This window comes from Yoonia sp. SDW83-1 (genome assembly GCF_046762885.1).
In the GTDB taxonomy this organism is placed as follows: Bacteria; Pseudomonadota; Alphaproteobacteria; order Rhodobacterales; family Rhodobacteraceae; genus Yoonia.
Window position 1 is genome coordinate 35,187 of sequence record NZ_JBKQXO010000011.1, and the last position, 26,039, is coordinate 61,225.

Below are 26,039 nucleotides of genomic sequence, written 5' to 3' on the forward strand. Positions count from 1 at the left end.
ACCAAACGCGTTTGGGCAAAGCCCAAGCCGCGTTTTACATCATGCCGCCCATGCCGCCCATGTCGGGCATGCCGCCGCCAGCGCCACCGGCACCTTCTTTGGCGGGTTTGTCAGCAACCATGGCTTCGGTCGTGATCAACAGACCAGCAACCGATGCGGCGTCCTGCAGGGCAGTCCGCACAACCTTGGCAGGGTCAATCACGCCGAACTTGAACATGTCGCCATATTCTTCGGTCTGCGCATTGAAACCAAAGGCCGCATCGCTGCTTTCGCGGATCTTGCCAGCCACGACAGAGCCGTCAACGCCAGAGTTTTCGGCGATCTGACGCAGCGGAGACTCAAGAGCCTTGCGGATGATAGCGATGCCGACGTCCTGGTCAGAGTTCGCACCCTTCAGGTCTGCAAGTGTCTTGCCGGCCTGTACCAGTGCAACGCCACCGCCGACAACGATACCTTCCTGAACAGCGGCGCGTGTCGCGTTCAGTGCATCGTCAACGCGATCCTTGCGCTCTTTGACTTCGATTTCGGACATGCCGCCAACGCGGATCACAGCAACACCACCGGCCAGTTTGGCCACGCGTTCCTGCAGCTTTTCCCGGTCGTAGTCGGATGTCGTTTCTTCGATCTGGCCACGGATCTGGGATACGCGTGCTTCGATCTCGGCCTTTTCGCCGTCACCGTCGATGATGGTTGTCTCATCCTTGGTGATCGCGACGCGCTTGGCAGAGCCGAGCATGTCGATGGTCACATTTTCCAGCTTCATGCCGAGGTCTTCGGAAATGACCTGACCACCGGTCAGGATCGCGATGTCCTGCAGCATAGCCTTGCGACGGTCACCGAAACCAGGTGCCTTGACGGCAGCGATTTTCAGACCACCGCGCAACTTGTTGACAACCAGGGTTGCCAGCGCTTCGCCTTCGACGTCTTCGGCAATGATCAGCAGAGGCTTGCCGGACTGAATGACCGACTCGAGCAGCGGAACCATTGGCTGCAGCGACGACAGTTTCTTTTCGTGCAGCAGGATGATTGCGTCTTCCAGCTCTGTTGTCATCTTCTCTGTGTTGGTCACAAAGTAAGGCGAAAGGTAACCGCGGTCGAACTGCATACCTTCGACAACATCAGTTTCTGTTTCCAGACCTTTGTTTTCTTCAACGGTGATGACGCCTTCGTTGCCGACTTTCTGCATCGCATCAGCGATCTGACGACCGATTTCAGCTTCGCCGTTGGCAGAGATCGTGCCGACCTGTGCAACTTCGTCGCTGTCAGTCACGTCGCGGGCGGCTGCTTTGATTGCTTCGACAACCTTGGCAGTGGCCAGGTCGATGCCGCGCTTGAGGTCCATGGGGTTCATGCCGGCGGCAACAGATTTCATGCCTTCCTTGACAATCGCCTGGGCCAGAACAGTAGCGGTCGTTGTACCGTCACCGGCTTCGTCATTGGTGCGCTGGGCCACTTCTTTGACCATTTGCGCGCCCATGTTTTCGAACTTGTCTTCCAGTTCGATTTCCTTGGCAACCGACACACCATCCTTGGTGATCCGGGGGGCGCCGAACGATTTGTCCAGCACCACGTTGCGGCCTTTGGGGCCCAGCGTAACCTTCACCGCATTGGCGAGGGTGTTGACACCTTTGAGCATGCGGTTGCGTGCATCTGTGTCGAATTTGACGTCTTTAGCAGCCATTTTCATGTGCTCCTTGCTTAAGAATAGATGTGATTGCGATCATTCGGCTTACATGATGCCGAGGATGTCGCTTTCTTTCATAATCAGCAGCTCTTCGCCGTCGATCTTGACCTCGGTGCCGGACCATTTGCCAAACAGCACTTTGTCGCCTGCTTTGACAGACATCGCGATCAGCTCACCGCTGTCTTTGCGCGCGCCTTCGCCAACGCTGACGATCTCGCCTTCAGCGGGCTTTTCTTTGGCGCTGTCAGGAATGATCAGGCCGCCAACAGTCTTTTCGTCGCCTTCGATGCGACGAACGAGTACGCGGTCGTGAAGTGGTGTAAATGCCATTTCAGAACTTCTCCAGTTCGTGTTTCTCTCATGTTAGCACTCATCAGTAGAGAGTGATAACGCAGCGTAGTTAGGGACCACGCCGGAGCGAGTCAACAGCTTCGAAGACGGCGATGGCAAAAATTTTAGTCGGCAGCGGGGGGCTGGTCATCGTCGGACAGTATGCGCCACGCATCCCCGTCCAGATCCTCATACTGATTAGCCCGCAAGCTCCACAAAAATGCCAGCAGCCCCAGCCCGCCAAGGATCAGTGACGCGGGGATCAGGATCACAAGAATATTCATACCCGCCCTCTTAGCCGTAACGCGTTCAAAAGAACAGTAATGGATGAGGTCGACATCGCAATCGCAGCCAGAAGCGGTGTTGCGAAACCAGCCAGTGCAATGGGAATGGCGACCGCGTTATAGGCCGCCGAAATGGCGAAATTCTGCATCACCAGTTTACGCGCCTTGCGTGCAACCAAGGGCAATTCGATCAGTGGTGTCAGGCTGTCATTCAGCAGCACAATGTCAGAGGCCGCGCGCGAGGCATCCGCCGCTGTCGCAGGTGACAAGGATGCATGTGCCGCCGCCAGCGCGCCAGTGTCGTTCAGCCCATCACCAACCATCAGCACCTTCAGCCCGGCATCATTCAGCGCGTTGATGTAGCTGACTTTCTCCTCTGGTCGCGTCGCAGCCTTCCAGTTGGCGATGCCAAGGGCCTCGGCGACCCGCGATGTTTCCTCGATCTCATCACCCGAGACCAGATGAACGTTCAGACCTGCGTTCTGCCATGCTGTGACCAGATCGCGCGCGCCCTCTCGCAACTCGGACTGCAGGGTGATTTTCTGGGGCGTTTCGCTGCCAATCTGAAGATACGTTCCGGGTTTCATCCCCAGCCACACGCCCGAGCCAAGCCGCACGATTTGACCCTCGTAGTTCGCGCTCAACCCCTTGCCGGAATGCTCCTTTTGGTCGGTCAGATTGGCTGGCATCACGCCGTCAAGCGAAGCGGCGATAGCCTGCGACACCGGATGGGTCGCATTCCGCGTCAGGGCCAGCGCGATGGATTGCGCCTTGCCATCCAGCGCGTCGCGCGCGGCGGCAGGCATGGTCAGCGTGCCAGTCTTGTCAAAGACCACAGTGTCGACCTCGGCCAAACGTTCGAGCGCGGTCCCGTCCTTGACCAGAAGCCCGGCGCGGAACAGGCGACCGGCGGCAGTGGTCGATACGGCAGGCACGGCAAGCCCCAGCGCGCAAGGGCAGGTGATGATCAGCGTCGCCACAGCGATATTCAGCGACAGGCGGGCATCGCCGGAATAGGCCAGCCAAGCGATGAACGCGGCCAGCGCCAGCAGGTGGACAACAGGTGCGTAAACCGCCGCGGCCCGGTCGGCTATGGCGGTATAGCGGTTGCGCACAGCCTCGGCCTGATCGACCATGGTCACCATCTTGCGCAGGGTGGTGTCGGACCCGACAGTGGTGGCGCGGATCGTTAGGGGGCCGGTCATGTTGACCTCGCCTGCCGTAACAGCGGCGCCTGTTCTGGCGGCAATCGGTTTGCTTTCGCCGGTCAGCAGTGACCGATCGATTTGGCTTGTGCCTTCGGCGACTACGCCGTCCACCGGGATACGCCCGCCGGGTAGGACCTGGATCAGGTCACCCACCGTCAGATCGGCAAAATCAACCATCTGCCGCGCGCCATCGGTCAGTCGCATCACACGCGGCACCTCCAGCGCTGACAGTTGTGCCGCAGCCGAAGCGGCAGCCTTGCGGCTGCGATAATCCAGATAGCGCCCGATCAGCAGGAAGAAGGTTAGCGATACAGCAGCGTCGAAATAGACCTGCGCGCCACCTACGAAAGTCTCATAAAGCGACATCGCCGCAGCAAGGACAATGGCTAGCGAAATCGGCACATCCATATTCAGCTTGCGCGCTGATAAAGCCCGCCACGCGTTCTGGAAAAATGGCTGCCCTGCATAGATTACGGCGGGAATGGCGATGCTGGCGCTGATGATGTGAAACAGGTGCTGGGTTGCGCCCACGGCCCCGGACCAGACCGCGACCGACAAGAGCATCACGTTCATCATTGCAAAGCCGGATATCGCGATGCGGGTCAGCAGGCCGCGCCCATATGTATCGGTGCCCACGTCTAAAAGCGATGTATCCAGTACGCGCGCCTCGAACCCGGCGAGCTCCAGCGTGTCGATCAACGCCTCCGGCGCGATGGGGCTGCTCGTGCCCACGGTGACCCGCTTCATCGATAGGTTCACACGGGCCGATGCGACGCCTTCCATGCCCGACAGCGCCCGTTCGACACCGTTTATGCAGGAAACGCAATGGATGCCCGGCAGGGACAGAACGATCTGATCGGTCCCCTTGGCTGCCGCTTGTTTCAGCGGTGCCTCGGGCATGCCGACACAGGCCGGACAGGCAGCCGTATCGGTCATTTCGCAGTCAGTTGGATGCGGCGGCGGAACGGTGTGCCATCAGGGGCCTCCAACACCAACCGCAGGTTCCAATAGCCTTCGGATGCGGAAACGGGGGCGGTCAACGCAGTGCCATTCCATGTGAACTGCGGCACCTCGTCTTGCCCTGTATGTGTCGCGCGACCTAGGATCGCATCCACGACCTTGGGCTGGACCGGGTTGCCGTCTTTGTCCGCGATGGCAACGGTCAGAACGCCGCCTTCCAATGTTGATGTCATATCCCAGCGCAGTGCATTCTGTGCCGCGCGATCCGCCTCGAACTTCTGGCTGACCACGTAGGAATTGCGGGTTTCAAGCCCCGGAAAGGTGGCGACAGCGTTATAGGCGAGCGTCAGATTCACCGCGATGATGATGCCAAAGCCGCCGACCATAAGCGCCAGCATGTGCCAGCCTGTGAATTCGCGGGTCATTGTGCTGTCCTTCCGTTAAAGATTGTATCCTTGTGCGCACGCTCTCCTGACACCAGATCCTCGACCCAGAAACGCAGATCGACCCGGTCCGTGCTGGCCGCAGGATCACCGGGGCGGGCCGAGACATAGACGCGTTGCAGATAGGTTTCATTCGCGGGCACGATAATGCTGCGCTGTGCCGTGCCTTCCAGATCGATCCGCAGAATTTCGTCGGAGCTGAGCGAGAGGTGGTATTCGCGGTCTTCGCCATGTTTGTTGAGCAGGCGGATGTCGTAGATGTTGCGGATCGTGCCGTCTGACAGTGTTACGAATGTCGGGTTACGCACGGCGGCGACCGTCATTTCGATATCGGCCCGGATGAAGAGCGCAAAGACAAGGCCGACACCAATCAGAGCCCAGAGCGTCGTATAAAGTATGGTGCGGAAGCGGAAGACATGCTGCCAAAGCTTCTTGGCAGGTTTGCCTTTTGCTTCTTCCTCTTGATCTGACAGGGCCAGATAATCGATCAATCCCCGTGGCTTACCGATTTTTTCCATCACATCATCGCAGGCATCGATACAAAGCGCGCAGGTGATGCATTCCATCTGCTGGCCGTCACGGATGTCGATGCCTGCCGGACAGACATTCACGCAGGCCATGCAATCGATACAGTCGCCGGTGGTATTGTCATGCTTTTTGCCGCGTGGTTCGCCCCGCCATTCGCGGTAGGCGACGGTCAGTGTTTCGGGGTCCATCATGGCGGCCTGAATGCGCGGCCAGGGGCACATGTAGTTGCAGACCTGTTCGCGCATGAAGCCGCCGAAGATGAATGTCGTGGCGGTCAGAACCCCGATTGTGGCCCATGCGATGAACGGCGCCTGGAACGTGGCGAGGTTGTAGGCGAGCGTTGGTGCATCGGCGAAATAGAAAACCCATGCGCCGCCGGTTGCGATGGCGATCAGCAGCCAGACCGTCCATTTTGTCAATCTTAACCGTATCTTACGGGAATCCCATTTGGCGTTCCAGAGGCGGACCCGCGCGTTGCGGTCGCCTTCGATCCAGCGCTCGACGAGGATGAACAGATCAGTCCACACCGTTTGCGGGCAGGTATAGCCGCACCAGACGCGGCCCAGCGCGGATGTGAACAAAAACAGGCCCAGTCCGGCCATAATCAGAAGGCCCGCCACGAAATAGAATTCATGCGGCCAGATTTCGATCCAGAAGAAGTAAAATCGCCGGTGCGCCATATCGACCAGCACCGCCTGATCGGGCAGGTTTGGGCCACGATCCCAGCGAATCCAGGGCGTCAGGTAATAGATGCCGAGCGTGATGCCCATCACCCACCATTTCAGGTTTCGATAGAACCCTTTGACGCGGCGCGGAAAAATCGGTTCGCGCGCGGCATAGAGAGGCTGGTCTTCGGCTGAGGACATGTGGGCGGCCTGACGGATAACTTCTGTTCGCAGGATCGGTTGTAAGGGGCGGGGCGTATAGGTCTTTGATGTGGATCAAGCCCCGAGGGCACGCAACGTGCGGTGGGGTGTCGCAGCGGATGCAACACCCCCGTCAGCCCGTTTTCGCGAATCATCAGTTAATACAGGGGTTTTTGCCAAAATGGTCGGTCGGCATCGCGTCGGCAAAACGTCGGACTTGCGTCGGACCCCTGAGGGGCGATTTGCGGGGTTAACGCAGCGCACGGTCTGAATCTGAAGATGCCGTTAACCTTTGTGGCAACGGGTCATGTGATCTGATTGATCAGCTGCATCAGCTGGTCGGGCAGGTCCGCCGCCTGCACCAGACCGCCATGGCAGGGTACCAGCAGCGCTGGTGGTGCGACCTTGAGATGATCCTGCATCCAGGCCGCATAAATCCCGCGATCACCAACGCCATATCGGGGGAACGTCTTGAGCAATTGCGCCCTGTCGCCATCACCCTTCGCCCCGGCGAATGCATCGACGACCAACCATGCACCGGGAGCGATGACCCAGACCTCGCCAGTCTTCAACCCTGGGGGCGCCACCAGCCGAATGTCCTCAGGCAAGGCCTGTTCGATACCTGATGTACTTTCAAACGTCAGTCCGGTGATCTTTTGCAACCGCGCGTGGCAGGCCTGCGGTGCGATCAGCCGCGCATCGGGAAACCGGCGCGCATACTCCACGAGCGCCTTGTTGTGGTACTGGTTCGGCGCGAACAGAAACGCGACCTTGCCGATTGCATCAAGGCTTGCCATTGCTGTGTCACCCAGACCCGCAACGGGGCTGTAAAGGCACAGATCGCCGGTGTTCAGCCGGATTGCATTGCAGCGCAGGCCGCCCCTGGTTGCGGTGTAAAAACCATCCAACCCGGTGATCGGTGTGAACGCGGTCAGTTCAGTCGGCATCCGCGACCTCCCATGTTTTGAGCAGATCAAGGACCAAGGCAACGAGGTGCCGCCCGGCCTCATGCGATTTGCCGACGCGGTTCGCGGTGTGAATGCCCATCACGGCAGAGACGAGGCCGCGTGCCGCATCATCAATGTCGCGCGTTGGCGCAATCTCACCCTTTGTTCGCGCGTTGGTCAGGGCCATACAAAAGTGGTCTTGCAGGTCGGTCCAATAGGCATCAGACGCCTGTTGCAAGGCGGCGCTATTGATCTCGGCGTTTTCGATGCCTGTGTTGACCATCAAACACCCCCATGCGCTGGAGTTGATGGACCCAGACGTAACGAGTCCCCGAAAGAACTGGGCAATCGCGGCAATACCGCCCGTTTTCAAAGGGGCGAGAACCGTGTCTTTGGCGGCTGTGTGATAATGGTTGAGGGCGGCCAGATACAGCCCCTCCTTGCCGCCGAATTCGGTGCGGATGGCAAATTTGTTCAGGCCGGTCTGTGCTTCCAACGCGCGTACGCCTAGGGCGGTGTAGCCATGCTCCCAAAATGCCATGCAGGCGCGGGTGACGGCGTCTTGCCAGTTATATGATTTGGGACGTGCCATTTCTATACGAGTGTATTTATATACAAGTGTTTAGAAATGGCAAGATGTTTGAGTAGCCGTGAGACGTCGCGGACCATTGACTAAAACGAAGCAATTTCCTGGACGTTTTCAGTGTGGCCAGCCTGTCCTGTTTTCCCAGTTTTTCTTGGGTGAAGGGCTGTTGTGCGGGACAAAGCACCAGTCCGCTGCGGTTGCTCCATAGTCCGCTGTTGGAAAATGAACGCTGCCAAAAACAGTCGTTAATGTCACTCGTCCGCCAATCGTCCTAGGGTTGATTGTGGTTACATTTGATATGCGTACCTCGCCACAGTACACGCGATCATGGTATTAGGTTTCCAATCACGTTTAGCGCTCTAGGAGAACGAATTGTCAAATCCGATTTTGAACGGCGTCAAGCTGGTCATCGCACTTGGTGGATTTGCCGCGAAACCAAGCACCCTGGACGCACTCAAGGCAAGCGTCTCGGTTGAGAAAGTGCTCAAAGAAATATTGCGCGATCAGCCCGCGTCGATGAGTTCGCTCGCAGCAACGTTGGAGAGAGACGCGCAAGAAACCTTCCGAGGGTTTGTCCGAGACCTGCCAGTAGATGCGCCAGTTCTCTACGAGCAAATGGTTTTAGCCGGACTTCCAGAAGCAATTGATGTCATCGCGAGCGACATGAATGCGGAGAAGGTTACATCCGCTATGCTCGCCTCTCATTCTGATCCTGAGCACCGAACTCCGTCGATGCAGGAACTTTTCCGTGCAATCACTGAACCGACGCTGGCTCGCTTACTGGCCGACCCAAGTTTTTCCAATGACCTCACTCCTGCATTCATGGCTGGCGTCCTACAGCGCCTTTCGGACCAGAGTGGAGCAAATTCTCGAATAGAGGACATGTTCGAGGACCTACCGAAAAAGATCCGTCAGGAGTTGTATGGCGTCACCGGCGGCGTCTCCAAAACGATGGCGCGGGGATTAAGCACGTTGGTCGTTGACCTTTTCCGCATGCTGTATGTCTTGGGTAGCGACGAGGCCAAGTCATTGAACCTGGATCGACTTGTGCATTTTATTGAGCTGGCCGATCAGCATTTTGACGAGTTTCGTATTCATGTTCATAGATCGGCAAACGGGATAGACGCGAAGCTGCTTGGCGAGGTTGAGCAGATCGAGCGGGAATGTGCATGGGTTCTTGGTCAAATCAAAAGACGCACCGACATAACTTTTGACCTTGGAAGGTGTTTTGCGTCAATGAAGCATGTGACTGAGAAGGCCTTTGCAATCTTTGTGATGAGCATTCCTGATGACGTAGCGAGCGCGCAGGCGGCAGTTGATAGCGCGTACGATGCATCTCTCTCAGATAATCAACCCGGCAGCATAGAGAACTATCGCCTACGACTGTCTGTCCAATCAGCAATTCTTCCCATTCCAACAATCGCATTCGATGCATCGCAGGAATACAGCCTCCACTACTTCCTCATAGACAAGCGCCTTCTGTCCAGTACGTAATTGTTCAGCCGCAGCATTTCGTCTTTGGATTGCGAACCCATCAATGGAGTGGTGCAAAAACGGCCGTTGTCGCCCTTGCCAAAACGTATGAGTTTTGGCACCGGCAGGCTGCATACCGAAACCTCTGGAAAACTTTGTGCCACAAACCCTCGGCAAAACTAACTTTGATTTTGTCACGTTTTGGCCGCGCTTTGATGAGCGGACGTTGGTGTGATGTGCAGCATCCGCCAAAGTGGGCTGATACTCTTGAAAAACTCCAGTATTCGCGAAAACAGGTAAAATACTTCCCCGTAGGAGGCCTATCCGAAAATTCGGCGAGGGGGTCGGCCTAAGACCAGAATTCGCAATGTCCGAAGCTCTCAGCGCCGCCGCAGGGCATTTGCTTTCAAGTTGGCCATTGCAATGGATATTGGCAGAAAAATGCGGTCGTCAGATTTTCGAGTTTTTCAACACAATCGGCTCAATGCCGACATGTAATGCGATGGGTGCAGCCACAATTGGCTGATGAAATGACAGCCGAAACCATCTGACCTTCGACTTTTTCAAGATCCGTCCCGGGCCTATCCCCCGATGAAATCGGATTTGGCGACGATGGCCTCGGCCAGGAATTTGGCGAAGACGCGGACCCGTTCCATGCGCCTCAGGTCAGGATGGGTCAACAGCCATGCTGGCCGCCCATCCTGTACCCCGGCGTCGGGAACGCGGCCGAGGCGGGGGTTGTTGTCGCCCATCATGATTGGCAGCGAGGCCATGCCGAGGCCCTGAGCCGCAGCCTCTGCCTGTAGGTGCAGCGAAGGGACGCGCCAGTTGATGGGGGCCTTGGGAAACGGCGTCGCCTTGATATGTTTGGCAAAGGCCGCGCTGTCCGCCCAGCTGATCCATTCCGGCTGACCATCGGGCCAGTGGGCCGCGATGTAATCAGGGGTGGCATAGATGCTGTCGCGGAATGGGGGCAGGCGACGCCCGACGAGGTGATCGTCCGGTTTGTCAGAGAACCGAATCGCGATATCGGCGTCGCGTCGGGACAGGTCGGCATAGCCGTAGCTGGGCACCAGTTCGATATTGATCAGCGGGTATTGATCGCGGAAGTCCCGCAGCATCGGGAACAGCAGGAATTCGATCAGCGGTGGCGGGGCGGTCAGCCGGATGTCGCCCTGCAGCCGGATATCATCGCCGATGACAGAGCGTTCAAGCTCCAGCATCTCGGCCTCGATCTGTTGCGCGCGGGCGAGGATGCGCGCGCCGGAGGCGTTGACGGTGAAGCCATCAGGCGTCCGGTCAAAAAGTTTGGTTCCAAAGCGGGTTTCGAGCGCATCGAGCCTGCGCGAGATGGTTGAATGGCTGCATTTCAGCCGGTTGGCGGCGGTGCGCGCGGTGCCTTCGCGTTCGAGGGCCAGAAAGATTTGCAGGTCGTTCCAGTCGTTTCTCATGGGTCGCAGGGTGGTGCAATTTTGGCCCATGTGCAACGCAATATTGCGTGTTTTGATCCGTTCACGGTCCACCTAGCTTGAATTTGCATCAACCGAAAGGACCATCCGATGACTAAGCATATGACGGAACGCAACTTTACCATTCACGATCTGACCAGCGCGCCAGAGGCATCCCGCCCGGCGCTGGACTGGTATCATGACAATTTCGGCATGGTGCCCAATCTGGCCGGTATTCTGGCCGAAAGCCCTGCCTTGCTGCTGTCATACTGGCAGTTGCAACAGAACCTGCTGGGATATGGGACGCTGGACCGGCAGGCGATCAACATCGTCCAGACCACTGTCGCCCATGCCAATGCCTGCCAGTATTGCGTGGCCGCCCATACGGTAATCGGAAAGATGGAATTCTTTGAAAACACCGATGAACAGCTGGAGGCCATCCGCAAGGACCTCGCCTTCGAGGACCCCAAGCATGAGGCCCTGCGCGACTTTACCTTGCTGGTGCTGCGCAATCAGGGGCGCATGGCCCGAAGCCAACTCGATGCGTTTCTGAATGCGGGCTACAGCCGGGCGCAGGCGCTGGATGTAGTGGCCTGCATCGCGGCCAAGGTGATGAGCAACTATGCCAACCAGATCGCCCTGACCCCTGTGGATGAGGCCTTTGCCCCCATGGCGGTTGACCTGCCCTACCGCGAAGACCGGACGAGCACAGCAGCCTGAACCCAAGGAGAAAATAACATGAAAATCTCGAAACTTTTTACCTACAGCTTTGATCCCAATGTCGGCCCGATTGACCGGGTGTTCCGCATCATTTCCGGCGCCGCCCTTGCAGTCCTGCCGTGGATCGGCGTGATTGCCGTTCCGCAGGTGGCGGCCATTGTCATGACGGTGTTCGGCACCGCCTGGTTCATGACCGGCGCCGTCAGCCGCTGCGGGATGTACTACATGCTGGGGCTGTCGAGCAAGAAGGCCTGAGGCTCTATTGCCGTGTCCAGCTGGTCGACCATTCGGCGGCCAGTTCGGCCCGGCAGGCATGGGCGAGTGCGATTGACCGGCCTGTACGCGCTTCTTGGTGGTCGGGGGCGTCCTTTGCGCGCGACGGCGCAAGCGCGGGCGTATTGAGAGCCTCGCCGAAATCCTCCATCGCCTGTGTCACAGCCTCGTTTTCGATCAGGCCCATGACACCCCAGTAAAGCTGCCAGAACTGCAGCAGATCTTCGGCGGCAGGCTCTGGAACGGTGGCGATCTTTGCGGCGGTTTCGACAGCCCTTTCGCACCAGTCCAGCTTCTTCTCAAGATAAGGCCGGGCGGCGGCGATGGACTGGACCTGAATGAACTGGATGATCCCGAAGAGCAGCCCTGCGATCCCGACAATAGCAGTCGTCAGTTTGATCTTTTCTTCGGTCGACATGGCGGCCTCCTGTGTTGGGCGCTGCCAGCCTAGCTGATGGTCGCCTGCTTAGCCAACCGCGTCCTACTGGTCGCACCATGTCCGGATGATCGCCTGTAGTTCATCGTGCTTGGTCACGAGATCATCGAGGTCGCTGACCTTGAAGCTGCGCGCCTCTTTCCCGTCGCCGGTCAGGTTGGGGAAGTTCCCTGCGATTTCGGCCCCTTTGTGGAACATCAGCGAGGCGTGTTTTTTCGACTTCGGAAAGAAACTGGCGATCATGCCTTTGTAGGTGAAGGTGGGGGCCTGCCATTTGATGCATTCACCGACGCGCGGATCGGCGGCGAGGATGGCGTCGCGCATGGCGGCCACGACCGGTTTCATGGGGTTGTCATAGGCCGTGAGCCAGATGTCGACGTCCGGGTTTTTCATGGCTGCCCCTGATCCAGCGTTGTTTTCAGCGAGGCGATCTTGCCGTCCTTCATCTGAAAGACGTTGGTCCCGCTGCCGCGCCCGCCGGGGATGGCTTGCGAAATGCAAGTCCACTGGACGGTAATCTGATTGCCGTCGACCTCGACCGCGCCGAGGGTGATCACCGCGTCGTCAAAGGCGTCGCTGCGGCTGGCAGCGAAGGCGGCGATGATGGCAGCGCGCCCATTGTGCGGCGCGGTTTGCCCCGAGAAAGGTTCCCAGTAGTCGGCGTCGGGGGCGAACATGTCCGCCAGCATATCGAGCCCATGCGGCCCGGCTTGCATTGCGAGGAAGAAATTGGTGATCTCAAGGGGCATTTGGGTCATTGGAGGTCCTTAAAAGATGGCGTTGGAACCAGCAGTTCTGGCCGCGCTGGCGAAGGCGCTGGAGGAAATGAAGGGCGAGACGGGTGCGATACCTGCAGGCGCGCTGGATGCGTTGGCACCGATTGCCCGGCCGGGCATGCGCCTGCGGATCGATCTGGCGGCAAGCGATGTGATCGGCGCACCGCTGGTGACAGTGACAGAGCCTGCGCGGGACACGCAGTTTCTGGCGGGTTTGACGGTCCGCCAGCGCGAGGTTGCCGGGCTTCTGATCGACGGGATGTCAAACAAGGCGATTGCCGCAGAGCTGGGGATTTCCATTGCCACCGTAAAGGACCACGTTCATGCGATATTGCAGGCGCTGCAACTGCCATCGCGCAGTGCGGTGATGGCTGCAGCGCATAAAGTGCGGTCAGATTAGGGGGCGTTTGAACATGGCACAATCCATCCAAGGATGGAGGCCGTGCGGCGCGCGGTGTCAGACTTTCGCCGAAAGTCTGAAGCCAAATCCTCGGAGAGGATTTGCTGCCGGTCGCCACCTATGTTCCATAAGAAAAGGGCACCCTGGTGCTGGGCGCCCTTCCCTTCACTTTCCGTACCTATGCGCGAACAGATGGTACGTGGGTGATCCTATTCACCGCCGCCAAGCTGGTGGACGTAGGCGGTGACCGCCTTGATCTCGGCCTCGCTGAGCCGTTCGCCCCAGGGCGGCATGACGCCGAAACGGGCATAGCGCACGGTTTCTTCAAGCGATGCCTCATCCCCGCCGTAAAGCCAGATGGCGTCGGTCAGGTTGGGTGCGCCAAGGTCGTAATTGCCCATACCGTTGTCGCCATGGCAGGCCGCACAATTGTTCAGGAACAGTTCTTCCCCCGCTGCGGCCAGTGTGGCGTCGTGGTCCTGACCAGAGATCTGGCGAACATATTGCACGGTGGCGTCCACCTCTTCATCGTTGAAAACCTCGTCATATGCGGTCATGACCGAATAGCGCGCATCCCAGTCTTCTTCGTTCCGGATGCCGTGGCGGATCGTGTATTCGATATTGTCGAAATCCCCGCCCCACAGCCAGTCATCATCCAGAAGGTTGGGATAACCCGTGAAACCCGCCGCACCCGACCCGTGGCATTGCGAACAATTGTTGCGAAAGACAGCCGCACCTGCGGAACTGGCGTAGCGCAGAAGCTCTGGGTTGTCGCTGAGCGTGGTCAGGTCTGCGGAGGCGAGTTGCGCCGATATTTCGGCATTCGCCTCTTCAAACCGCGCGATGTCTTCGGCGACCTCACCCCGTGTGGAGTAGCCCAGAACCCCGGCGGTCGCACCGCTGATCATCGGCCATGCCGGATAGGCGATCGTATAGCCGATCCCCCAGATGATGGTCAGATAAAAGCACCAGAGCCACCAGCGCGGCAGCGGGTTGTTGAGTTCCTTGATCCCGTCCCAGCTGTGACCGGTTGTGTCGATGCCGGTGACATCATCAATGTCTTTTTTGTCCTGGCTGCTCATGGTTGCAGCTCCTCGATGTTGAATGATTTGCACGCACAGTCGGCGCAATCGTTTGCGCAGCCTGGCCGGTCCTCGTTACGGAAGGGGATATTGGCAATGTCGCTGTGGACCTTGCGGCTGCCGGGCCGGAAGGCCCAGACAATCGTGCCAAGGAAGAAAAGAAACAGCGCCAGAAGCACCCAGCTATCGGCGATTTCGCGCAGGAGTGAATAGGTATCCATCTTTTCTCTCCCTACCGGCTGGCGTCTGGGGTGAAGGTCGAGAAATCGACCATCGTGCCCAGCACCTGCATATAGGCGATCAGCGCGTCCATTTCAGACACCCCCGGTTCGCCGTCGAAATTGCGGATTTGTGCGCCCGGATAACGTTCGAGCAGATCGTCATAAAGCTCGGTCTCCGGGTCGGCCTGTGCCAGCACATCGGCGGCGGCGATTTCGACCATTTCTTCGGTATAGGGCACCCCGATAAAGGCATGGGTCGAGACCACATCTGCTGCCATCTGTGCGTCAATCATCGTGTCGAGCAGATAGGCGTAGCCGGGCATAATCGATTCCGGCACAACCGATTGCGGTTTGATCAGGTGATCCACGTGCCAGTCATCAGAGTATTTGCCACCGACCCGGGCCAGATCAGGCCCGGTCCGTTTGGACCCCCATTGGTGCGGGTGGTCATACATGGATTCCGCCGCGAGGCTGTAGTGCCCATAACGTTCGACCTCGTCCCGCATGGGCCGTATCATCTGGCTGTGGCAGACATAGCACCCTTCGCGGACGTAGATATCGCGCCCGGCCAGTTCCAGCGGGCTGTAGGGCCGCACGCCGTCCACCTCTTCGATTGTGTTTTCGAGGTAGAAGAGCGGTGCGATTTCCACGATCCCGCCGATTGTCACCACCAGAAGAGAGGAGATGAGCAACAGCGTCGGGCTGCGTTCGAGGATGCTGTGTTTGGCAAGGAAGCCTTTGGCAGGGCCGCTGCTGTTTGGTGTTGTATCAGACATATCTCAGCCCTCCTTATTCTGCGGGGACGCCGACCTGGGCAGAGACCTTTTGTCCCCCCCGGATCGTCATCCACATGTTCCAGGCCATGATCAGCGCGCCGGTCAGGTAAAGCACCCCGCCCAGCCCACGGACCACATACATCGGGAATTTGGCGCTGACGGTGTCAGCAAAGCTGTTCACGAGGAAACCGTTGGCATCGACTTCGCGCCACATCAGTCCTTCCATGATGCCGGTCACCCACATGGATGCGGCGTAGAGGATGATGCCGATGGTCGCCAACCAGAAGTGCCAGTTGATGGCGGACATCGAATACATCTGCGCCCGCCCCCACAGTTTCGGTGTGAGGAAGTAAAGGGCGGCAAATGTGATCATGCCGTTCCAGCCCAAGGCCCCGGAATGGACGTGCCCAATGGTCCAGTCTGTGTAGTGTGACAGGCTGTTGACGGCGCGGATCGACATCATCGGCCCTTCGAATGTGGACATACCGTAGAACGCCAGGCTGATCACCATCATCCGGATGATCGGATCGGTGCGCAGCTTGTCCCAGGCCCCTTGCAGGGTCATCAGGCCGTTGATCATGCCGCCCCAGCTGGGCATCCACAGAATGATCGAAAACACCATGCCAAGGGTCGACGCCCAGTCAGGCAGGGCTGTATAATGCAGGTGGTGTGGACCGGCCCAGATATAGAGAAAGATCAGTGCCCAGAAGTGGATGATCGACAGCTTGTAGCTGTAGACGGGCCGTCCGGCCTGTTTCGGCACGAAATAGTACATCATGCCAAGGAAACCGGCAGTCAGGAAGAAGCCCACTGCGTTATGCCCGTACCACCATTGGGTCATGGCGTCCTGCACGCCGGAGAACAGCTGCACGGATTTGCTGCCCCAGATGCTGACGGGGATCGAGATGTTGTTGACCACATGCAGCATCGCCACGGTGATGATGAAGGACAAAAGGAACCAGTTAGCGACGTAGATGTGCTTTTCTGTCCGCTTGAAGATCGTGCCCATATAGACGGCAAGGAAGGCCAGCCAGACGATGGTCAGCCAGAGATCAACATACCATTCAGGCTCTGCGTATTCCTTGGATTGGGTGGCCCCCAGCAGGTAGCCCGTCGCGGCCAGTACGATAAAGAGGTTGTAGCCCCAGAAGACAAACCACGCCAGGTTACCGCCCCAAAGCCGCGCGCCGCAGGTGCGCTGTACGATATAGAAGGACGACATGATCAGGGCGTTGCCCCCAAATGCGAAAATCACCGCGCTGGTGTGCAGCGGGCGCAAGCGGCCAAAGTTGCCGTACGGTTGGAGAACCTCGAAATTGAGTACGGGGAACGCGAGTTGGAAGGCGATGACAACTCCGACAAGAAAGCCGACGACCCCCCAGAACCCTGTGGCGATGACCCCAGCGCGTATGACGTCATCCATGTACCCATCTGTTGCAACGGCTTTGACCGGATCATCTGTCTGGCGCAGCACGCGCAAGAACATAAAGCCGGCCACAAGCATGATGATGACGGCATGCACGACATAGGATACGTCTCGCCCCCAATTCGCCGCGATTGCAGCGAACAGGGTGATGCACCCCAGCGCTGCAAGCTTGATGTAGTTCCCCATAAGAGATTTCCCTTCCTTCGCCGCACCAATACCAGGGGTCCGACTGATAACTCGTGAGGGTCTTATGGAATCCTGCGGCGCCCCCAGTCTTTGATGTGGATCAAGACAGGGCGCGCCTTGCTCTGCCATGTTGATTTATAAGGAGCGGTTTTGCGCGAACGATCGCCCCCCGAAACGACCTGCTTGGGGAGTGCCGATTATGGCGTACAAAATTATTGCGACGATTCTGACCGATACCGATCAGTCGACCGAAGGCCTTGATGCCGCGATAGCCCTGTCCGACAGGATGGGGGCGCATCTGGATATCTATGTGGTAACGGTCAGTCACACCGAAAATCACAACTACTATATGGGCACCGAGGCCCTGTTAGTTGCCGAACAGACCCGCGACGCGATGGAACAACGCGAGAAGCTGGAGGCCTGGCTAAAGGACCGGATGCAAGGTGAACTGGTCCGCTGGGCCATGCATGCCGCCACGGTACAGGGGCCGGAGCTGACTGGCTTTCTTGCGCGCAAGCTGCGATTTTCCGATCTGGTGGTTCTGCCCCGCCCCTATCAGGACAATCCCGAAGCCTCTACCCTGGTGGAGGCGTGTTTGTTTGCCGCCGAGCGGCCAGTGCTTATGATCCCCAAAGGCTGCAAGGCACCCGACGCGGGCGGTCATGTGCTGATGGGCTGGAATGACGGGGCAGAGGCATTGGCCGCCGCCCGCGCCGCCCTGCCCCTGCTGGAACAGGCCGAAGTGGCCGATATTTGCATCATCGACCCACCCACCCATGCTGCCGACCGGTCAGACCCGGGCGGGGCGATGGCCCAGTATCTGATGCGTCACGGCACACGGTCGGAAGTGGTCGTTCTGGCCAAGACCGAACCGTATGTCGGTGAAATCCTGCTGCGACGCGCCCGCGAAGTTGGCGCGCAGATGATCGTCAGCGGGGCTTATGGCCATTCGCGCCTGCGCGAGGCCGTTTTCGGCGGGGCGACCCGCAGTCTGCTGGAAAGGGCGGACCGGCCAATCCTGATGTCCCGCTGATCGCCGGGGAGCAGGATGGATCTGCATGCGTCCCGCCAGACAACAATAACCAAGGAGACCACTATGTTTGACACAATCGTCGTTGCTGTGGATGGCTCTGACTGCGCCAAGAACGCCGTCAAAGCTGCCTGCCAGATTGCCAAGCCGAACCAGGCCAAGCTGATCATCGTGCATGCGCCGCAGGCCGAAACGACAGCGTTTATCGTTGGTGGGCCTGCCGGTTATCACGAATTGCTGACGGCCCCGAGCCATGATGAACTTGAGAAAGCAGGCCAGAAGATCCTGGATGAAGCAACGGCCATAGCCAAGGAGGCCGGATGCGAGGCGCAGACAGACCTGCATATCGGCGATCCGGTGCGTCAGGTGCTGAAAGTCGTCAAGGAGAGTGGCGCCGATCTGATTGTCACAGGCAGGCGCGGCCTCGGATCAGTCGCCAGCCTTTTTCTGGGCAGCACCTCGCAGCGCATCCAGCATCACGCCCACTGCGCCTGCCTGACGGTGGTCTAGCATCAGGCGTTGTCAGGCAGGTCGGCTGGCCCATTTTTAATGTGATTTGCACCGCGCCAGCGCGACGCGGTGTTCAGCGGGGCGACCCCCAGCCTGTCTCAGGTAGCGGGTCGTTCGATCTTGATGTCAGGCTGATTGTGCCGGTGCCGTCAGAATGTGACGGTGCCTTGCGATCCAACGTCCGGCTTTTCCTCGGTCAGATTGGCCTTTGCGATTTCATACAGGAATTTCACGCCGCTCGTGTTGGTGACCGATACCTCAGCATGTGCCGGGGTGAATTGCAGCAAGCAGACGTCAGGGTCATGCTGGCCGCCTTCGAACCACGCATCTGAAACAAAGCTCCAGACTTCATCCAGCGCTTCGCGGTCGACCGACCGGCGCAGGGTGCCTTCGATATCAGCGTAGAGACCCGAATCGGCGTCTGCCACAACAAATTGAGCGGTCTGATCACCCGTTTCAACGGCCTTTGCCAGATCGGTGCCTTTGGCGGTGATAAAGAAAATCTGGTCGCGATAGTCATCATCGACCTGCGGCGACATCGCGACAAGGCGTCCCTGCCCCTTTACCCCCAACATGCCCGCACGCACATCGTCGATCCGCTTCCAGAATTCTTTCCTCAGGTCAGTCATTATTGTCGTCCTCTTTCAGGTGGTTTGAAGGACAACGGGAAAGATGCGACGGCGTTCCATGGAAACGCGTGGAAGGTGGGATAAACTATGCGTCCTCGCCAGTTTCGGCCTTGAGCGCCTCAAGGTCGGGTACGGTGATGTCGCGCCGGTCGTCGAAGGCGATCAGCCCATCCTTTTTCAGCGCCGACATCTGGCGGCTGACGGTTTCGATGGTCAGCCCAAGATAGTTCGCCATGGTTTCCCGGGTGATCGGCAGGGTAAATGTGGCCTGCGCCGTCTGCCCTGGCTTCAGCGAGGCCATCCGCGTGGCGATCATATGCAGGAGCGAGGCGATCTTTTCCCGTGCCGTCTTGCGTCCGAGCACCAGCATCCATTCGCGGGCTGCGTCCAGTTCATCGAGGGTCATTTCCAGCAGGCGCTGGCCGACATGAGGCGTGTCCTCGATCATCCGTTCGAAGGGTTTACGCCGGAAACAGCACAACATCACATCGGTTTCAGCCACCACATCGCAATCAATCGTGTCACGGTTGGGCCGACCCATGAAATCGGCAGGCAGCAACAGCCCGACCATCTGCACCCGCCCGTCGGGCATTGTCCGCGTCAGGCTGGCCACCCCAGAGACAACAGAGGCCACAAACTCCAGCGGATCGCCTGCAAAAAAGATCGGCTGCCCGGCGGAGTAGGACCGGTAATATTTGATACTTTCGAGGCTATTGAGCTCATCCGGTTCACATTTGGAACAGACCGCGTTGTAGCGGATCGGGCAATCCTCACAGGATTTGAGTTTTGGAACGGCAAGCGTCACGTATCTGTCCCCCTGCGATGTTGGTTGGCGCGAGTATTGCGTAGTTTTGCGCGGAATACCAAGGGTCTTCGCCCTGCACAATGTCGCAGGCTGTCAGCGGCCTATTGCCCTGCGATGGTTGAGAGTTCAGCCGCCGCCGCCTTGAGGCCATCAAGATGGGCAATCAGGTCCGCGATCGTGCGGCGCTGTTCAGGGGCATGGATCGACAGCGTCGACAGAAGCCGGCCGCGATTGTCCAGAATGGGCACCGCGACGGCGGTCATGCCCGACATGAACTCTTCATCGTCGGTCGAATATCCCTGTTCGCGGATGACGCCCAGCGCATCCTGCAGTTTCGCCGGGCTGGTGATGGTTTTGTCCGTCAGCTTGGTCAGGGTGTAGTTCTTGAGGAACCGTTCGAGATAATCAGGCCGCAGCGTGGACAGATACATCTTGCCGCTGGCGGTACAGTGAAACGGCACCTGCGTGCCCACCGGCAACTGGATGCGCAGCGGCCAATGGGTTTCGACCCGGTCGAGGTAGAACATCCCTTCGCGTTCGGGAACGGCGATATTGCAGGTCTCGCCCACCGTGGTCGCCAGGTTTTTCAGCACCGCCAGACGCACAGTGCGGACCCGTTCGGATGACAGCGTGTTAACCGCCAGCAGCCGCATGCGCCGCCCCGGGCTGTAGGATCGACCGTCGATGTCCCGCTGCAGGAACCCTTCGGCCTCTGCCGTGGCAAACAGCCGATGGATCGTGGGCTTTGGCAGCCCCAGCGCCTCGTTCACTGCCGATGGGGTCACGGGCACACCTGCCCTTGCCACTTCCTCCAGCAGCATAAGCAGCCGGAGGTTGGTGGGGATTTGCCCCGTGGTTTCGACAGTATCCTGGTCTGTCATCGACTCTCCGCTTTTATCTTTCCGGCAGCAGGAACAACGCGGTTTCAGGAACAAAAGCCACGAGGAACCAAACGCTGATCAACGCCACAAGGTAAGGCACCGTGTATTTCAACAGCCGGAAGTAGGGAACACCCGTCACCCCGGATGCAACATAAAGATTCAGGCCATAAGGCGGCGTGATGAAACCGATGGACGCACCCACAAGGAAGATCACCGAGAAATGGACCGGGTCAATCGCATCGGCCCCGAACAGTGTCGTTGATGTGACGATTGGCGCAAGGATGGGTGCCAGAATTATCGTGACCGGCAGGCTTTCGAGAATCATGCCCGAAACGAACACGATCACCATGGCGGTCAGCAGCACCGCTGTCGGCCCGCCCATAGAGGTCACAAAGTCACTGATGACCGACTGCGCCCCGAGCAGCGACAAGATCTGCTGCATCACGACCGAAATCGCGATCAGCGGGGCCAGAATGCCGGAGATCTGCGCGGAACGCACGACGATGGAGGGCACCTCTGGGAGCTTGAAACCCTCGACCGTGATCATTTCGGCCCAGCCCTTTTTCTCGATTGGTGTGTCAGCCCGCGTTCCCATCATCTTGTTGAGCGGATAGCTCAGCAATCCGGCAATGATGCAGAAGCCGACGGTCACGCCTGCCGCCTCGGTCGGGGAAAACTTGCCGGTATAGATGCCCCAAAGCACCAGCCCGATGGCGAAAAAGCCAAGCCAGGCACCAAGTGCCGTTTTCAACACGCGGACCAGTTCCAGCGGGATCAGATAACCCCACCCATTGCGCCAGCAGATGATGAAGCAGGCCAGTTGCATACCCAGCACCATCAGCGTGCCGGGGATGATCCCGGCGATGAACAGATCCGAAATCGGCAGGTTCATCAGGAAGCCATAGACGATGAAGATGATGGATGGAGGGATGATGATCCCGACCGTACCACCGGCAGCAGCCGTCGCTGCCGAGAACCGTTCATCATACCCGCCCTTGACCATTTCCGGGTGCAACATCGACCCGATGGTGGCCGTGGTGGCAGAGTTGGAGCCGGAGATCGCAGCGAATAGACCGCAGGCCCCAAGCGAAGCCATCGCCAGACCACCCCTGATCCAGCCCAGACAGGAATAGGCGAAGTCAGACAGCCGTCGCGCAATGCCTGATTTGTTGATCAGGTCACCAGTCAGAATAAAGAGCGGCATGGCCAGCAGGGCAAAGCCCTTGTTGAACACGTTCAGCAATTCCGAGCCCAGATTGTCGAGCGTCAGGCCCAGCACGAAGGAACAGCCGATGACCCAATAGGCGATGACCAGCAGCACTGGCACGCCCAGCATGAAAAACAATGTCACCCCGATTGAGATGATGGTGACCCATGTTCCGGTATCCATTACACATCTCCCCCGATGACGGCTTGCTGGATCAGCGGCTCGCCACTGCGGTAGCGGGCGATATCATCGCCCAGGTTTTCGAAAACGCGGCCCGCCAGCATCACAAAGGCCAGTGGAATGGTCGCGATGAACCACCACTGCATCACATTGTCCGTGCCCAGCACGATCTGGAAGTTGGCGGCCGAATTGACTGTTAGCCGCAATGTCGTGGTCACCACGATCACCGACAGGCCAAGCCATAGGACGGAATCAAGGCAAAGACAGGCCATTTGACCGGTCGGTCTCATGCGTGTGCGAAATTCGTTGAAACTAAGGTGGGTGCGCAGGCGCACGTTATAGGCGGCCCCGAACCACGCCATGATCATGAACAGGAAGGGAGGTATCGTTGTCGACCATGGTTCCTGATCATTGAAGATGAACCGGTCGATCACACCCCAGAAGATGATGAAAGCGATCGCCAGATAGCTCCAGACCATGATGGATTTTTCCAGATGCCTGTCGATAAAGGGGACATGCCGGTAGATAAACATCACCAGCAATCCGCCCACGACAGTGACAAGCCCCCCAAACAGCCAGGCCGCATCCGTGCGCAATGCGGTGCGGATCATGAACGTATCCTGGTCCATCAACGCGCTGAAAATAGATAAAAAATCGCTCCACATGGATATGGCCTCCCCCGTCCATATCAGGCCGGTTTGCCCGGCTCGTCCGACAAAAAGGCCAGCCCAGTAGGTTGGGCTGGCCTTGATAGCTTAGGCGGTCATTACGCTTTCCACCACCGCCGTGGCTCGACATTTTCGGCCAAGGTGTGTGGGTTGTTGCGTACTTCGTCGTAGATCTCCTGGTAGGTATCGATGCCACCGGCCCAGCCGTTGATCCGCTCGCGCCATTCTTCCCACAGGGCAGGCTGATATTCGGGCGAACACATTTCCTCGGCCTTCTTGATCTCATCGTCGGACAGGTTGGCGATCCGCACGTTGTTCTGTGCAAAGATCGTGTCTGGCAGTTGCGGGGTCGAGAAGCCGACTGTGTTGACCAGTGCAGCCTCGTTCGCGGCCTGCACATGGACCTGTGTCAGATAGGCTGATTCCATCACGGCGTCCTGCAGATAGCCATCAAGGCTGTCAAAGACCGATGCATTCATCGCCGTATGTTCAGTACCGCAGAAGAAGCGCAGATCGACGCACTGGCTGACCACAGGCGACATGTTGGCGTAGGCCACGGCGGACGCCCATGTTTCGGCCCCATCGATCAGACCCTGCTTGAGCCCATCGAGCGTTTCTTCCCATGCAATCGGCACAGGGTTCAGGTTCAGCGCCTGCATGGCGATGCGGCCCAGCTGTGTGCCCGTGACGCGGTTCTTTGTGCCGGCCAGCTGTTCAACGCTGGTGACCGTTTCACGATCCTGCCAAGACAGGCCCAACTGGATGCCGCGCAATTCGGCATGGCTGAAGAGGAACTTCAGGCCGTGCATCTTTTCGAACGGATCACGCAGCACTTCCTGGCTTTTCGGGCTGTAGAGGAAGTAATACTGGTCAGCGCGGCTGCGGAACATATAGGCATAGTCCAGCACGTTCAGATACGGCGCACCACCGGCAGAGTTCTGGGTGGAGGCGGAGTACATATCCACGATGCCCTGCTGGGTCTTTTCAACGCAGGACAACTGGTTGCAGATTGCGTTGTCACCGATGAATTCGACGCGGATTTCACCGTCTGTCCGGCTTTCCAGATCACGGGCGAATTCAAGAACCCCGGCGCGTTCGATCAGAAGGTTGCGTTCGTTAAAACCGGCCGCCCCCAGCTTGAGCGTGAACTTTGGTTCTTTCGCAAAGCGCTTTTCATAGGTCGATTCTGCGGCTTTCGCCAGGTTTGCAAGGCTCATCGCCCCCCCGAATGTGCCCGCCGCCAAAAGCGTCGAACTCATCCCGTAAGTTCCTGCTACCTTGAATAAATCCCGCCGCGAAATACGGCTCAGGTTGTTGCTGACTTTCATGTTTTCCTCCCATGATGTCGATTATTGAGACTTTTAGTTTCAAAAAACACTAGTATAGTCCGGGCGTTCTGCATAGAGTTTTTTCACTTCGGGGGAGGAATAGAAGTGGAAGCGGATTTTATCGTCGTTGGCGCCGGTTCGGCGGGCTGCGTCCTGGCCAACCGGTTGAGCGCTGATCCGACCAATAAGGTGATCCTGCTTGAGGCTGGTGGGCGCGACCTGAACCCGTGGATCCATATCCCTGTCGGTTACTTCAAGACGATCCATAATCCATCGGTCGACTGGTGCTATAAAACCGAGCCTGATCCGGGGCTTAACGGGCGTTCCATCGAATGGCCGCGCGGCAAGGTGCTGGGTGGCTCATCATCGCTGAACGGTCTTCTGTATGTCCGTGGACAGCCGCAGGATTACGACCGCTGGCGCCAGATGGGTAATGCCGGTTGGGGCTGGGAGGATGTGCTGCCCCTGTTCAAACGGGCCGAAAACAACGAACGCGGTGCGGATGAATTTCACGGCGATCAGGGCCCGCTTTCGGTGTCGAATATGCGAATCCAGCGCCCGATCACCGATGCCTGGGTCGCCGCAGCACAGGCCGCAGGTTACAAGTTCAACCCGGATTACAACGGGGCGGAGCAGGAGGGGGTGGGATTCTTTCAGCTGACATCGCGCAACGGGCGGCGGTGCAGTGCGGCTGTCGCCTATCTCAACCCGGTCAAATCCCGCGACAATCTGCAGATCATCACCCATGCGCAGGTCGATAAGGTTGTGATCGAAGGCAAGCATGCGACCGGCGTCGTCTATACCGACCGCAGCGGCAACAAGCACACCGTCAAAGCGGGCAAAGAGGTGATCCTGTCGGGTGGCGCGATCAATTCCCCCCAGATCCTGATGCTGTCAGGTATTGGTGAAGCCGCGCAACTGGCCGAACACGGGATCGAGGTGGTGCATGACTTGCCCGGCGTGGGCAAGAACCTGCAAGACCATCTGCAGGCGCGTCTGGTCTATAAATGCAACGAACCCACCCTAAATGATGAGGTCAGTTCGCTGTGGGGGCAGGCCCGGATCGGGCTGAAATACCTGATGTTCCGGGCAGGCCCCATGACGATGGCCGCCAGCCTTGCCACAGGGTTCATGAAAACCCGCGAGGATGTGGAAACCCCTGATATCCAGTTTCATGTGCAGCCCCTGTCGGCAGAAAATCCGGGCAAAGGGGCCGACAAATTCTCGGCCTTCACGATGTCGGTTTGTCAGTTGCGCCCGGAAAGCCGGGGCGAGATCAGGTTGCACAGCAGCGATCCGCGCATCTACCCCCGGATCATCCCCAACTATCTGTCCACCGAAACCGATTGCCGGACGGTGGTTGCTGGCGTCAACATCGCGCGCACCATCGCCCGGCATGCGCCGCTGACCTCGAAGATTTCGGAGGAATACCGGCCTTACAAAGACCTCGACATCAATGACTACGACGCGACGCTTGACTGGACCCGTAACAACACCGCGTCGATCTATCACCCGACGGGCACCTGCAAGATGGGTCAGGGCAAGGATGCGGTGGTCGATGAAAGGCTGCGCGTGCACGGGATCGCCGGGCTTCGGGTCGCGGATTGCGCGATCATGCCGGAAATCGTTTCGGGCAATACCAACGCCCCCGCGATCATGATCGGGGAAAAGGCGTCTGATTTGATCCTGCAGGACATGTGACTGACGCCGCAAACTGTTGATCCGAGCCTTCGCTGAAGGTAAGCAGT

29 protein-coding genes are annotated in these 26,039 nt (G+C 58.4%); 7 read left to right on the top strand and 22 right to left on the bottom strand.

All coding sequences use genetic code 11. The features are described from left to right. Positions 1-34 precede the first annotated feature (34 nt). The 8 genes from groL to ACFWW4_RS14905 form a co-directional block, all read right to left on the bottom strand. Positions 35-1,681, bottom strand: a complete 1,647-nt coding sequence (gene groL, locus ACFWW4_RS14870; protein ID WP_393927124.1) for a chaperonin GroEL — start codon at positions 1,679-1,681, stop codon at positions 35-37. A gap of 48 nt (positions 1,682-1,729) precedes the next feature. Beyond that, entirely contained in the window at positions 1,730-2,014 is a 285-nt protein-coding gene (locus ACFWW4_RS14875; protein WP_393927125.1) for a co-chaperone GroES, read from the bottom strand. A 125-nt stretch (positions 2,015-2,139) separates the two neighbouring features. Further along, positions 2,140-2,298, bottom strand: coding sequence for a cbb3-type cytochrome oxidase assembly protein CcoS (gene ccoS / locus ACFWW4_RS14880; RefSeq protein ID WP_393927126.1), 159 nt, complete (start codon positions 2,296-2,298; stop codon positions 2,140-2,142). Beyond that, complete coding sequence (locus ACFWW4_RS14885) at positions 2,295-4,442, bottom strand: heavy metal translocating P-type ATPase (RefSeq protein WP_411891577.1); 2,148 nt, start codon at positions 4,440-4,442, stop codon at positions 2,295-2,297. Before ACFWW4_RS14885 ends, ccoS begins: the two co-directional genes overlap by 4 nt. Next, the gene (locus ACFWW4_RS14890; RefSeq protein WP_411891578.1) at positions 4,439-4,891 is read right to left on the bottom strand and encodes a FixH family protein; all 453 of its coding nucleotides are present in this window, start codon (positions 4,889-4,891) and stop codon (positions 4,439-4,441) included. Before ACFWW4_RS14890 ends, ACFWW4_RS14885 begins: the two co-directional genes overlap by 4 nt. Continuing rightward, complete coding sequence (ccoG, locus tag ACFWW4_RS14895) at positions 4,888-6,303, bottom strand: cytochrome c oxidase accessory protein CcoG (RefSeq protein WP_411891579.1); 1,416 nt, start codon at positions 6,301-6,303, stop codon at positions 4,888-4,890. Before ccoG ends, ACFWW4_RS14890 begins: the two co-directional genes overlap by 4 nt. Before the next feature lie 305 nt (positions 6,304-6,608). Further along, positions 6,609-7,250, bottom strand: a complete 642-nt coding sequence (locus ACFWW4_RS14900; protein ID WP_411891580.1) for a hypothetical protein — start codon at positions 7,248-7,250, stop codon at positions 6,609-6,611. Continuing rightward, entirely contained in the window at positions 7,240-7,842 is a 603-nt protein-coding gene (locus ACFWW4_RS14905) for a TetR/AcrR family transcriptional regulator (RefSeq protein WP_411891581.1), read from the bottom strand. The genes ACFWW4_RS14900 and ACFWW4_RS14905 overlap by 11 nt, the downstream gene beginning before the upstream one ends. A 366-nt stretch (positions 7,843-8,208) precedes the next feature. Between ACFWW4_RS14905 and ACFWW4_RS14910 the strand changes: the two genes are divergently transcribed. Beyond that, complete coding sequence (locus ACFWW4_RS14910; RefSeq protein ID WP_411891582.1) at positions 8,209-9,330, top strand: hypothetical protein; 1,122 nt, start codon at positions 8,209-8,211, stop codon at positions 9,328-9,330. Between the two features lie 560 nt (positions 9,331-9,890). On the opposite strand, the gene ACFWW4_RS14915 is transcribed toward ACFWW4_RS14910, so the two are convergent. After that, a complete protein-coding gene (locus ACFWW4_RS14915) occupies positions 9,891-10,760 on the bottom strand; it encodes a LysR family transcriptional regulator (protein WP_411891583.1) in 870 nt (289 codons plus the stop codon). A gap of 108 nt (positions 10,761-10,868) precedes the next feature. Here ACFWW4_RS14915 and ACFWW4_RS14920 point away from each other — a divergent pair, with 108 nt between their 5' ends. Next, positions 10,869-11,477 carry a carboxymuconolactone decarboxylase family protein gene (locus ACFWW4_RS14920; RefSeq protein WP_411891584.1) on the top strand — a complete coding sequence of 203 codons (609 nt, stop codon included), beginning with the start codon at positions 10,869-10,871 and terminating at the stop codon, positions 11,475-11,477. 18 nt (positions 11,478-11,495) lie between these two features. After that, positions 11,496-11,732, top strand: a complete 237-nt coding sequence (locus ACFWW4_RS14925; protein WP_411891585.1) for a DUF2892 domain-containing protein — start codon at positions 11,496-11,498, stop codon at positions 11,730-11,732. 4 nt (positions 11,733-11,736) lie between these two features. Here the strand turns inward: ACFWW4_RS14925 and ACFWW4_RS14930 are convergent, their stop codons facing one another. The 3 genes from ACFWW4_RS14930 to ACFWW4_RS14940 form a co-directional block, all read right to left on the bottom strand. Then, positions 11,737-12,168, bottom strand: coding sequence for a hypothetical protein (locus ACFWW4_RS14930; protein ID WP_411891586.1), 432 nt, complete (start codon positions 12,166-12,168; stop codon positions 11,737-11,739). Between the two features lie 63 nt (positions 12,169-12,231). After that, positions 12,232-12,579 carry a DUF1801 domain-containing protein gene (locus tag ACFWW4_RS14935; protein WP_411891587.1) on the bottom strand — a complete coding sequence of 116 codons (348 nt, stop codon included), beginning with the start codon at positions 12,577-12,579 and terminating at the stop codon, positions 12,232-12,234. Then, positions 12,576-12,944, bottom strand: a complete 369-nt coding sequence (locus ACFWW4_RS14940) for a nuclear transport factor 2 family protein (RefSeq protein ID WP_411891588.1) — start codon at positions 12,942-12,944, stop codon at positions 12,576-12,578. The genes ACFWW4_RS14935 and ACFWW4_RS14940 overlap by 4 nt, the downstream gene beginning before the upstream one ends. A gap of 16 nt (positions 12,945-12,960) precedes the next feature. Here ACFWW4_RS14940 and ACFWW4_RS14945 point away from each other — a divergent pair, with 16 nt between their 5' ends. Then, positions 12,961-13,362 carry a LuxR C-terminal-related transcriptional regulator gene (locus ACFWW4_RS14945; RefSeq protein WP_411891589.1) on the top strand — a complete coding sequence of 134 codons (402 nt, stop codon included), beginning with the start codon at positions 12,961-12,963 and terminating at the stop codon, positions 13,360-13,362. Positions 13,363-13,571: 209 nt separating this feature from the next. Here ACFWW4_RS14945 and ccoP read toward each other — a convergent pair whose 3' ends face one another. The 4 genes from ccoP to ccoN are packed head-to-tail and all read right to left on the bottom strand — an operon-like array spanning position 13,572 to position 17,053. Continuing rightward, the gene (gene ccoP / locus ACFWW4_RS14950; protein WP_411891590.1) at positions 13,572-14,444 is read right to left on the bottom strand and encodes a cytochrome-c oxidase, cbb3-type subunit III; all 873 of its coding nucleotides are present in this window, start codon (positions 14,442-14,444) and stop codon (positions 13,572-13,574) included. Continuing rightward, the gene (locus ACFWW4_RS14955; RefSeq protein ID WP_393927143.1) at positions 14,441-14,665 is read right to left on the bottom strand and encodes a cbb3-type cytochrome c oxidase subunit 3; all 225 of its coding nucleotides are present in this window, start codon (positions 14,663-14,665) and stop codon (positions 14,441-14,443) included. Before ACFWW4_RS14955 ends, ccoP begins: the two co-directional genes overlap by 4 nt. Positions 14,666-14,676: 11 nt before the next feature. Next, the gene (gene ccoO / locus ACFWW4_RS14960) at positions 14,677-15,441 is read right to left on the bottom strand and encodes a cytochrome-c oxidase, cbb3-type subunit II (protein WP_411891591.1); all 765 of its coding nucleotides are present in this window, start codon (positions 15,439-15,441) and stop codon (positions 14,677-14,679) included. Positions 15,442-15,454: 13 nt separating this feature from the next. Next, positions 15,455-17,053 (bottom strand): cytochrome-c oxidase, cbb3-type subunit I, encoded by a 1,599-nt coding sequence (gene ccoN, locus ACFWW4_RS14965; protein WP_411891592.1) that lies wholly within the window; start codon positions 17,051-17,053, stop codon positions 15,455-15,457. Between the two features lie 199 nt (positions 17,054-17,252). Between ccoN and ACFWW4_RS14970 the strand changes: the two genes are divergently transcribed. Together ACFWW4_RS14970 and ACFWW4_RS14975 are read left to right on the top strand one after the other, a co-directional pair. Beyond that, the gene (locus ACFWW4_RS14970) at positions 17,253-18,086 is read left to right on the top strand and encodes a universal stress protein (protein WP_411891593.1); all 834 of its coding nucleotides are present in this window, start codon (positions 17,253-17,255) and stop codon (positions 18,084-18,086) included. Positions 18,087-18,149: 63 nt separating this feature from the next. Continuing rightward, the gene (locus ACFWW4_RS14975) at positions 18,150-18,593 is read left to right on the top strand and encodes a universal stress protein (RefSeq protein ID WP_393927147.1); all 444 of its coding nucleotides are present in this window, start codon (positions 18,150-18,152) and stop codon (positions 18,591-18,593) included. A gap of 149 nt (positions 18,594-18,742) precedes the next feature. On the opposite strand, the gene ACFWW4_RS14980 is transcribed toward ACFWW4_RS14975, so the two are convergent. From ACFWW4_RS14980 to ACFWW4_RS15005, 6 genes are all read right to left on the bottom strand, one after another. Then, positions 18,743-19,222 (bottom strand): pyridoxamine 5'-phosphate oxidase family protein, encoded by a 480-nt coding sequence (locus ACFWW4_RS14980; RefSeq protein WP_411891594.1) that lies wholly within the window; start codon positions 19,220-19,222, stop codon positions 18,743-18,745. Between the two features lie 85 nt (positions 19,223-19,307). Then, positions 19,308-20,027, bottom strand: a complete 720-nt coding sequence (gene fnrL, locus ACFWW4_RS14985) for a transcriptional regulator FnrL (protein ID WP_411891595.1) — start codon at positions 20,025-20,027, stop codon at positions 19,308-19,310. A 101-nt stretch (positions 20,028-20,128) separates the two neighbouring features. After that, positions 20,129-20,908, bottom strand: a complete 780-nt coding sequence (locus ACFWW4_RS14990; protein ID WP_393927153.1) for an IclR family transcriptional regulator — start codon at positions 20,906-20,908, stop codon at positions 20,129-20,131. Positions 20,909-20,921: 13 nt separating this feature from the next. After that, positions 20,922-22,298, bottom strand: coding sequence for a TRAP transporter large permease (locus ACFWW4_RS14995; protein ID WP_411891596.1), 1,377 nt, complete (start codon positions 22,296-22,298; stop codon positions 20,922-20,924). Then, entirely contained in the window at positions 22,298-22,906 is a 609-nt protein-coding gene (locus ACFWW4_RS15000) for a TRAP transporter small permease (protein ID WP_393927155.1), read from the bottom strand. The genes ACFWW4_RS14995 and ACFWW4_RS15000 overlap by 1 nt, the downstream gene beginning before the upstream one ends. Before the next feature lie 155 nt (positions 22,907-23,061). Then, complete coding sequence (locus ACFWW4_RS15005) at positions 23,062-24,291, bottom strand: TRAP transporter substrate-binding protein (RefSeq protein WP_411891597.1); 1,230 nt, start codon at positions 24,289-24,291, stop codon at positions 23,062-23,064. Between the two features lie 105 nt (positions 24,292-24,396). On the opposite strand from ACFWW4_RS15005, the gene ACFWW4_RS15010 reads away from it, so the two are divergent. Beyond that, complete coding sequence (locus ACFWW4_RS15010) at positions 24,397-25,992, top strand: GMC family oxidoreductase (protein ID WP_411891598.1); 1,596 nt, start codon at positions 24,397-24,399, stop codon at positions 25,990-25,992. Positions 25,993-26,039: the final 47 nt, after the last annotated feature.

Excerpts from the sequence above, each read along its gene's own strand:
- groL (WP_393927124.1), bottom strand. The coding sequence starts at position 1,681 with ATGGCTGCTAAAGACGTCAAATTCGACACAGATGCACGCAACCGCATG.
- ACFWW4_RS14875 (WP_393927125.1), bottom strand. The coding sequence starts at position 2,014 with ATGGCATTTACACCACTTCACGACCGCGTACTCGTTCGTCGCATCGAA.
- ccoS (WP_393927126.1), bottom strand. The coding sequence starts at position 2,298 with ATGAATATTCTTGTGATCCTGATCCCCGCGTCACTGATCCTTGGCGGG.
- ACFWW4_RS14885 (WP_411891577.1), bottom strand. The coding sequence starts at position 4,442 with ATGACCGATACGGCTGCCTGTCCGGCCTGTGTCGGCATGCCCGAGGCA.
- ACFWW4_RS14890 (WP_411891578.1), bottom strand. The coding sequence starts at position 4,891 with ATGACCCGCGAATTCACAGGCTGGCACATGCTGGCGCTTATGGTCGGC.
- ccoG (WP_411891579.1), bottom strand. The coding sequence starts at position 6,303 with ATGTCCTCAGCCGAAGACCAGCCTCTCTATGCCGCGCGCGAACCGATT.
- ACFWW4_RS14900 (WP_411891580.1), bottom strand. The coding sequence starts at position 7,250 with ATGCCGACTGAACTGACCGCGTTCACACCGATCACCGGGTTGGATGGT.
- ACFWW4_RS14905 (WP_411891581.1), bottom strand. The coding sequence starts at position 7,842 with ATGGCACGTCCCAAATCATATAACTGGCAAGACGCCGTCACCCGCGCC.
- ACFWW4_RS14915 (WP_411891583.1), bottom strand. The coding sequence starts at position 10,760 with ATGAGAAACGACTGGAACGACCTGCAAATCTTTCTGGCCCTCGAACGC.
- ACFWW4_RS14920 (WP_411891584.1), top strand. The coding sequence starts at position 10,869 with ATGACTAAGCATATGACGGAACGCAACTTTACCATTCACGATCTGACC.
- ACFWW4_RS14925 (WP_411891585.1), top strand. The coding sequence starts at position 11,496 with ATGAAAATCTCGAAACTTTTTACCTACAGCTTTGATCCCAATGTCGGC.
- ACFWW4_RS14930 (WP_411891586.1), bottom strand. The coding sequence starts at position 12,168 with ATGTCGACCGAAGAAAAGATCAAACTGACGACTGCTATTGTCGGGATC.
- ACFWW4_RS14935 (WP_411891587.1), bottom strand. The coding sequence starts at position 12,579 with ATGAAAAACCCGGACGTCGACATCTGGCTCACGGCCTATGACAACCCC.
- ACFWW4_RS14940 (WP_411891588.1), bottom strand. The coding sequence starts at position 12,944 with ATGACCCAAATGCCCCTTGAGATCACCAATTTCTTCCTCGCAATGCAA.
- ACFWW4_RS14945 (WP_411891589.1), top strand. The coding sequence starts at position 12,961 with ATGGCGTTGGAACCAGCAGTTCTGGCCGCGCTGGCGAAGGCGCTGGAG.
- ccoP (WP_411891590.1), bottom strand. The coding sequence starts at position 14,444 with ATGAGCAGCCAGGACAAAAAAGACATTGATGATGTCACCGGCATCGAC.
- ACFWW4_RS14955 (WP_393927143.1), bottom strand. The coding sequence starts at position 14,665 with ATGGATACCTATTCACTCCTGCGCGAAATCGCCGATAGCTGGGTGCTT.
- ccoO (WP_411891591.1), bottom strand. The coding sequence starts at position 15,441 with ATGTCTGATACAACACCAAACAGCAGCGGCCCTGCCAAAGGCTTCCTT.
- ccoN (WP_411891592.1), bottom strand. The coding sequence starts at position 17,053 with ATGGGGAACTACATCAAGCTTGCAGCGCTGGGGTGCATCACCCTGTTC.
- ACFWW4_RS14970 (WP_411891593.1), top strand. The coding sequence starts at position 17,253 with ATGGCGTACAAAATTATTGCGACGATTCTGACCGATACCGATCAGTCG.
- ACFWW4_RS14975 (WP_393927147.1), top strand. The coding sequence starts at position 18,150 with ATGTTTGACACAATCGTCGTTGCTGTGGATGGCTCTGACTGCGCCAAG.
- ACFWW4_RS14980 (WP_411891594.1), bottom strand. The coding sequence starts at position 19,222 with ATGACTGACCTGAGGAAAGAATTCTGGAAGCGGATCGACGATGTGCGT.
- ACFWW4_RS14990 (WP_393927153.1), bottom strand. The coding sequence starts at position 20,908 with ATGACAGACCAGGATACTGTCGAAACCACGGGGCAAATCCCCACCAAC.
- ACFWW4_RS14995 (WP_411891596.1), bottom strand. The coding sequence starts at position 22,298 with ATGGATACCGGAACATGGGTCACCATCATCTCAATCGGGGTGACATTG.
- ACFWW4_RS15000 (WP_393927155.1), bottom strand. The coding sequence starts at position 22,906 with ATGATCCGCACCGCATTGCGCACGGATGCGGCCTGGCTGTTTGGGGGG.
- ACFWW4_RS15005 (WP_411891597.1), bottom strand. The coding sequence starts at position 24,291 with ATGAAAGTCAGCAACAACCTGAGCCGTATTTCGCGGCGGGATTTATTC.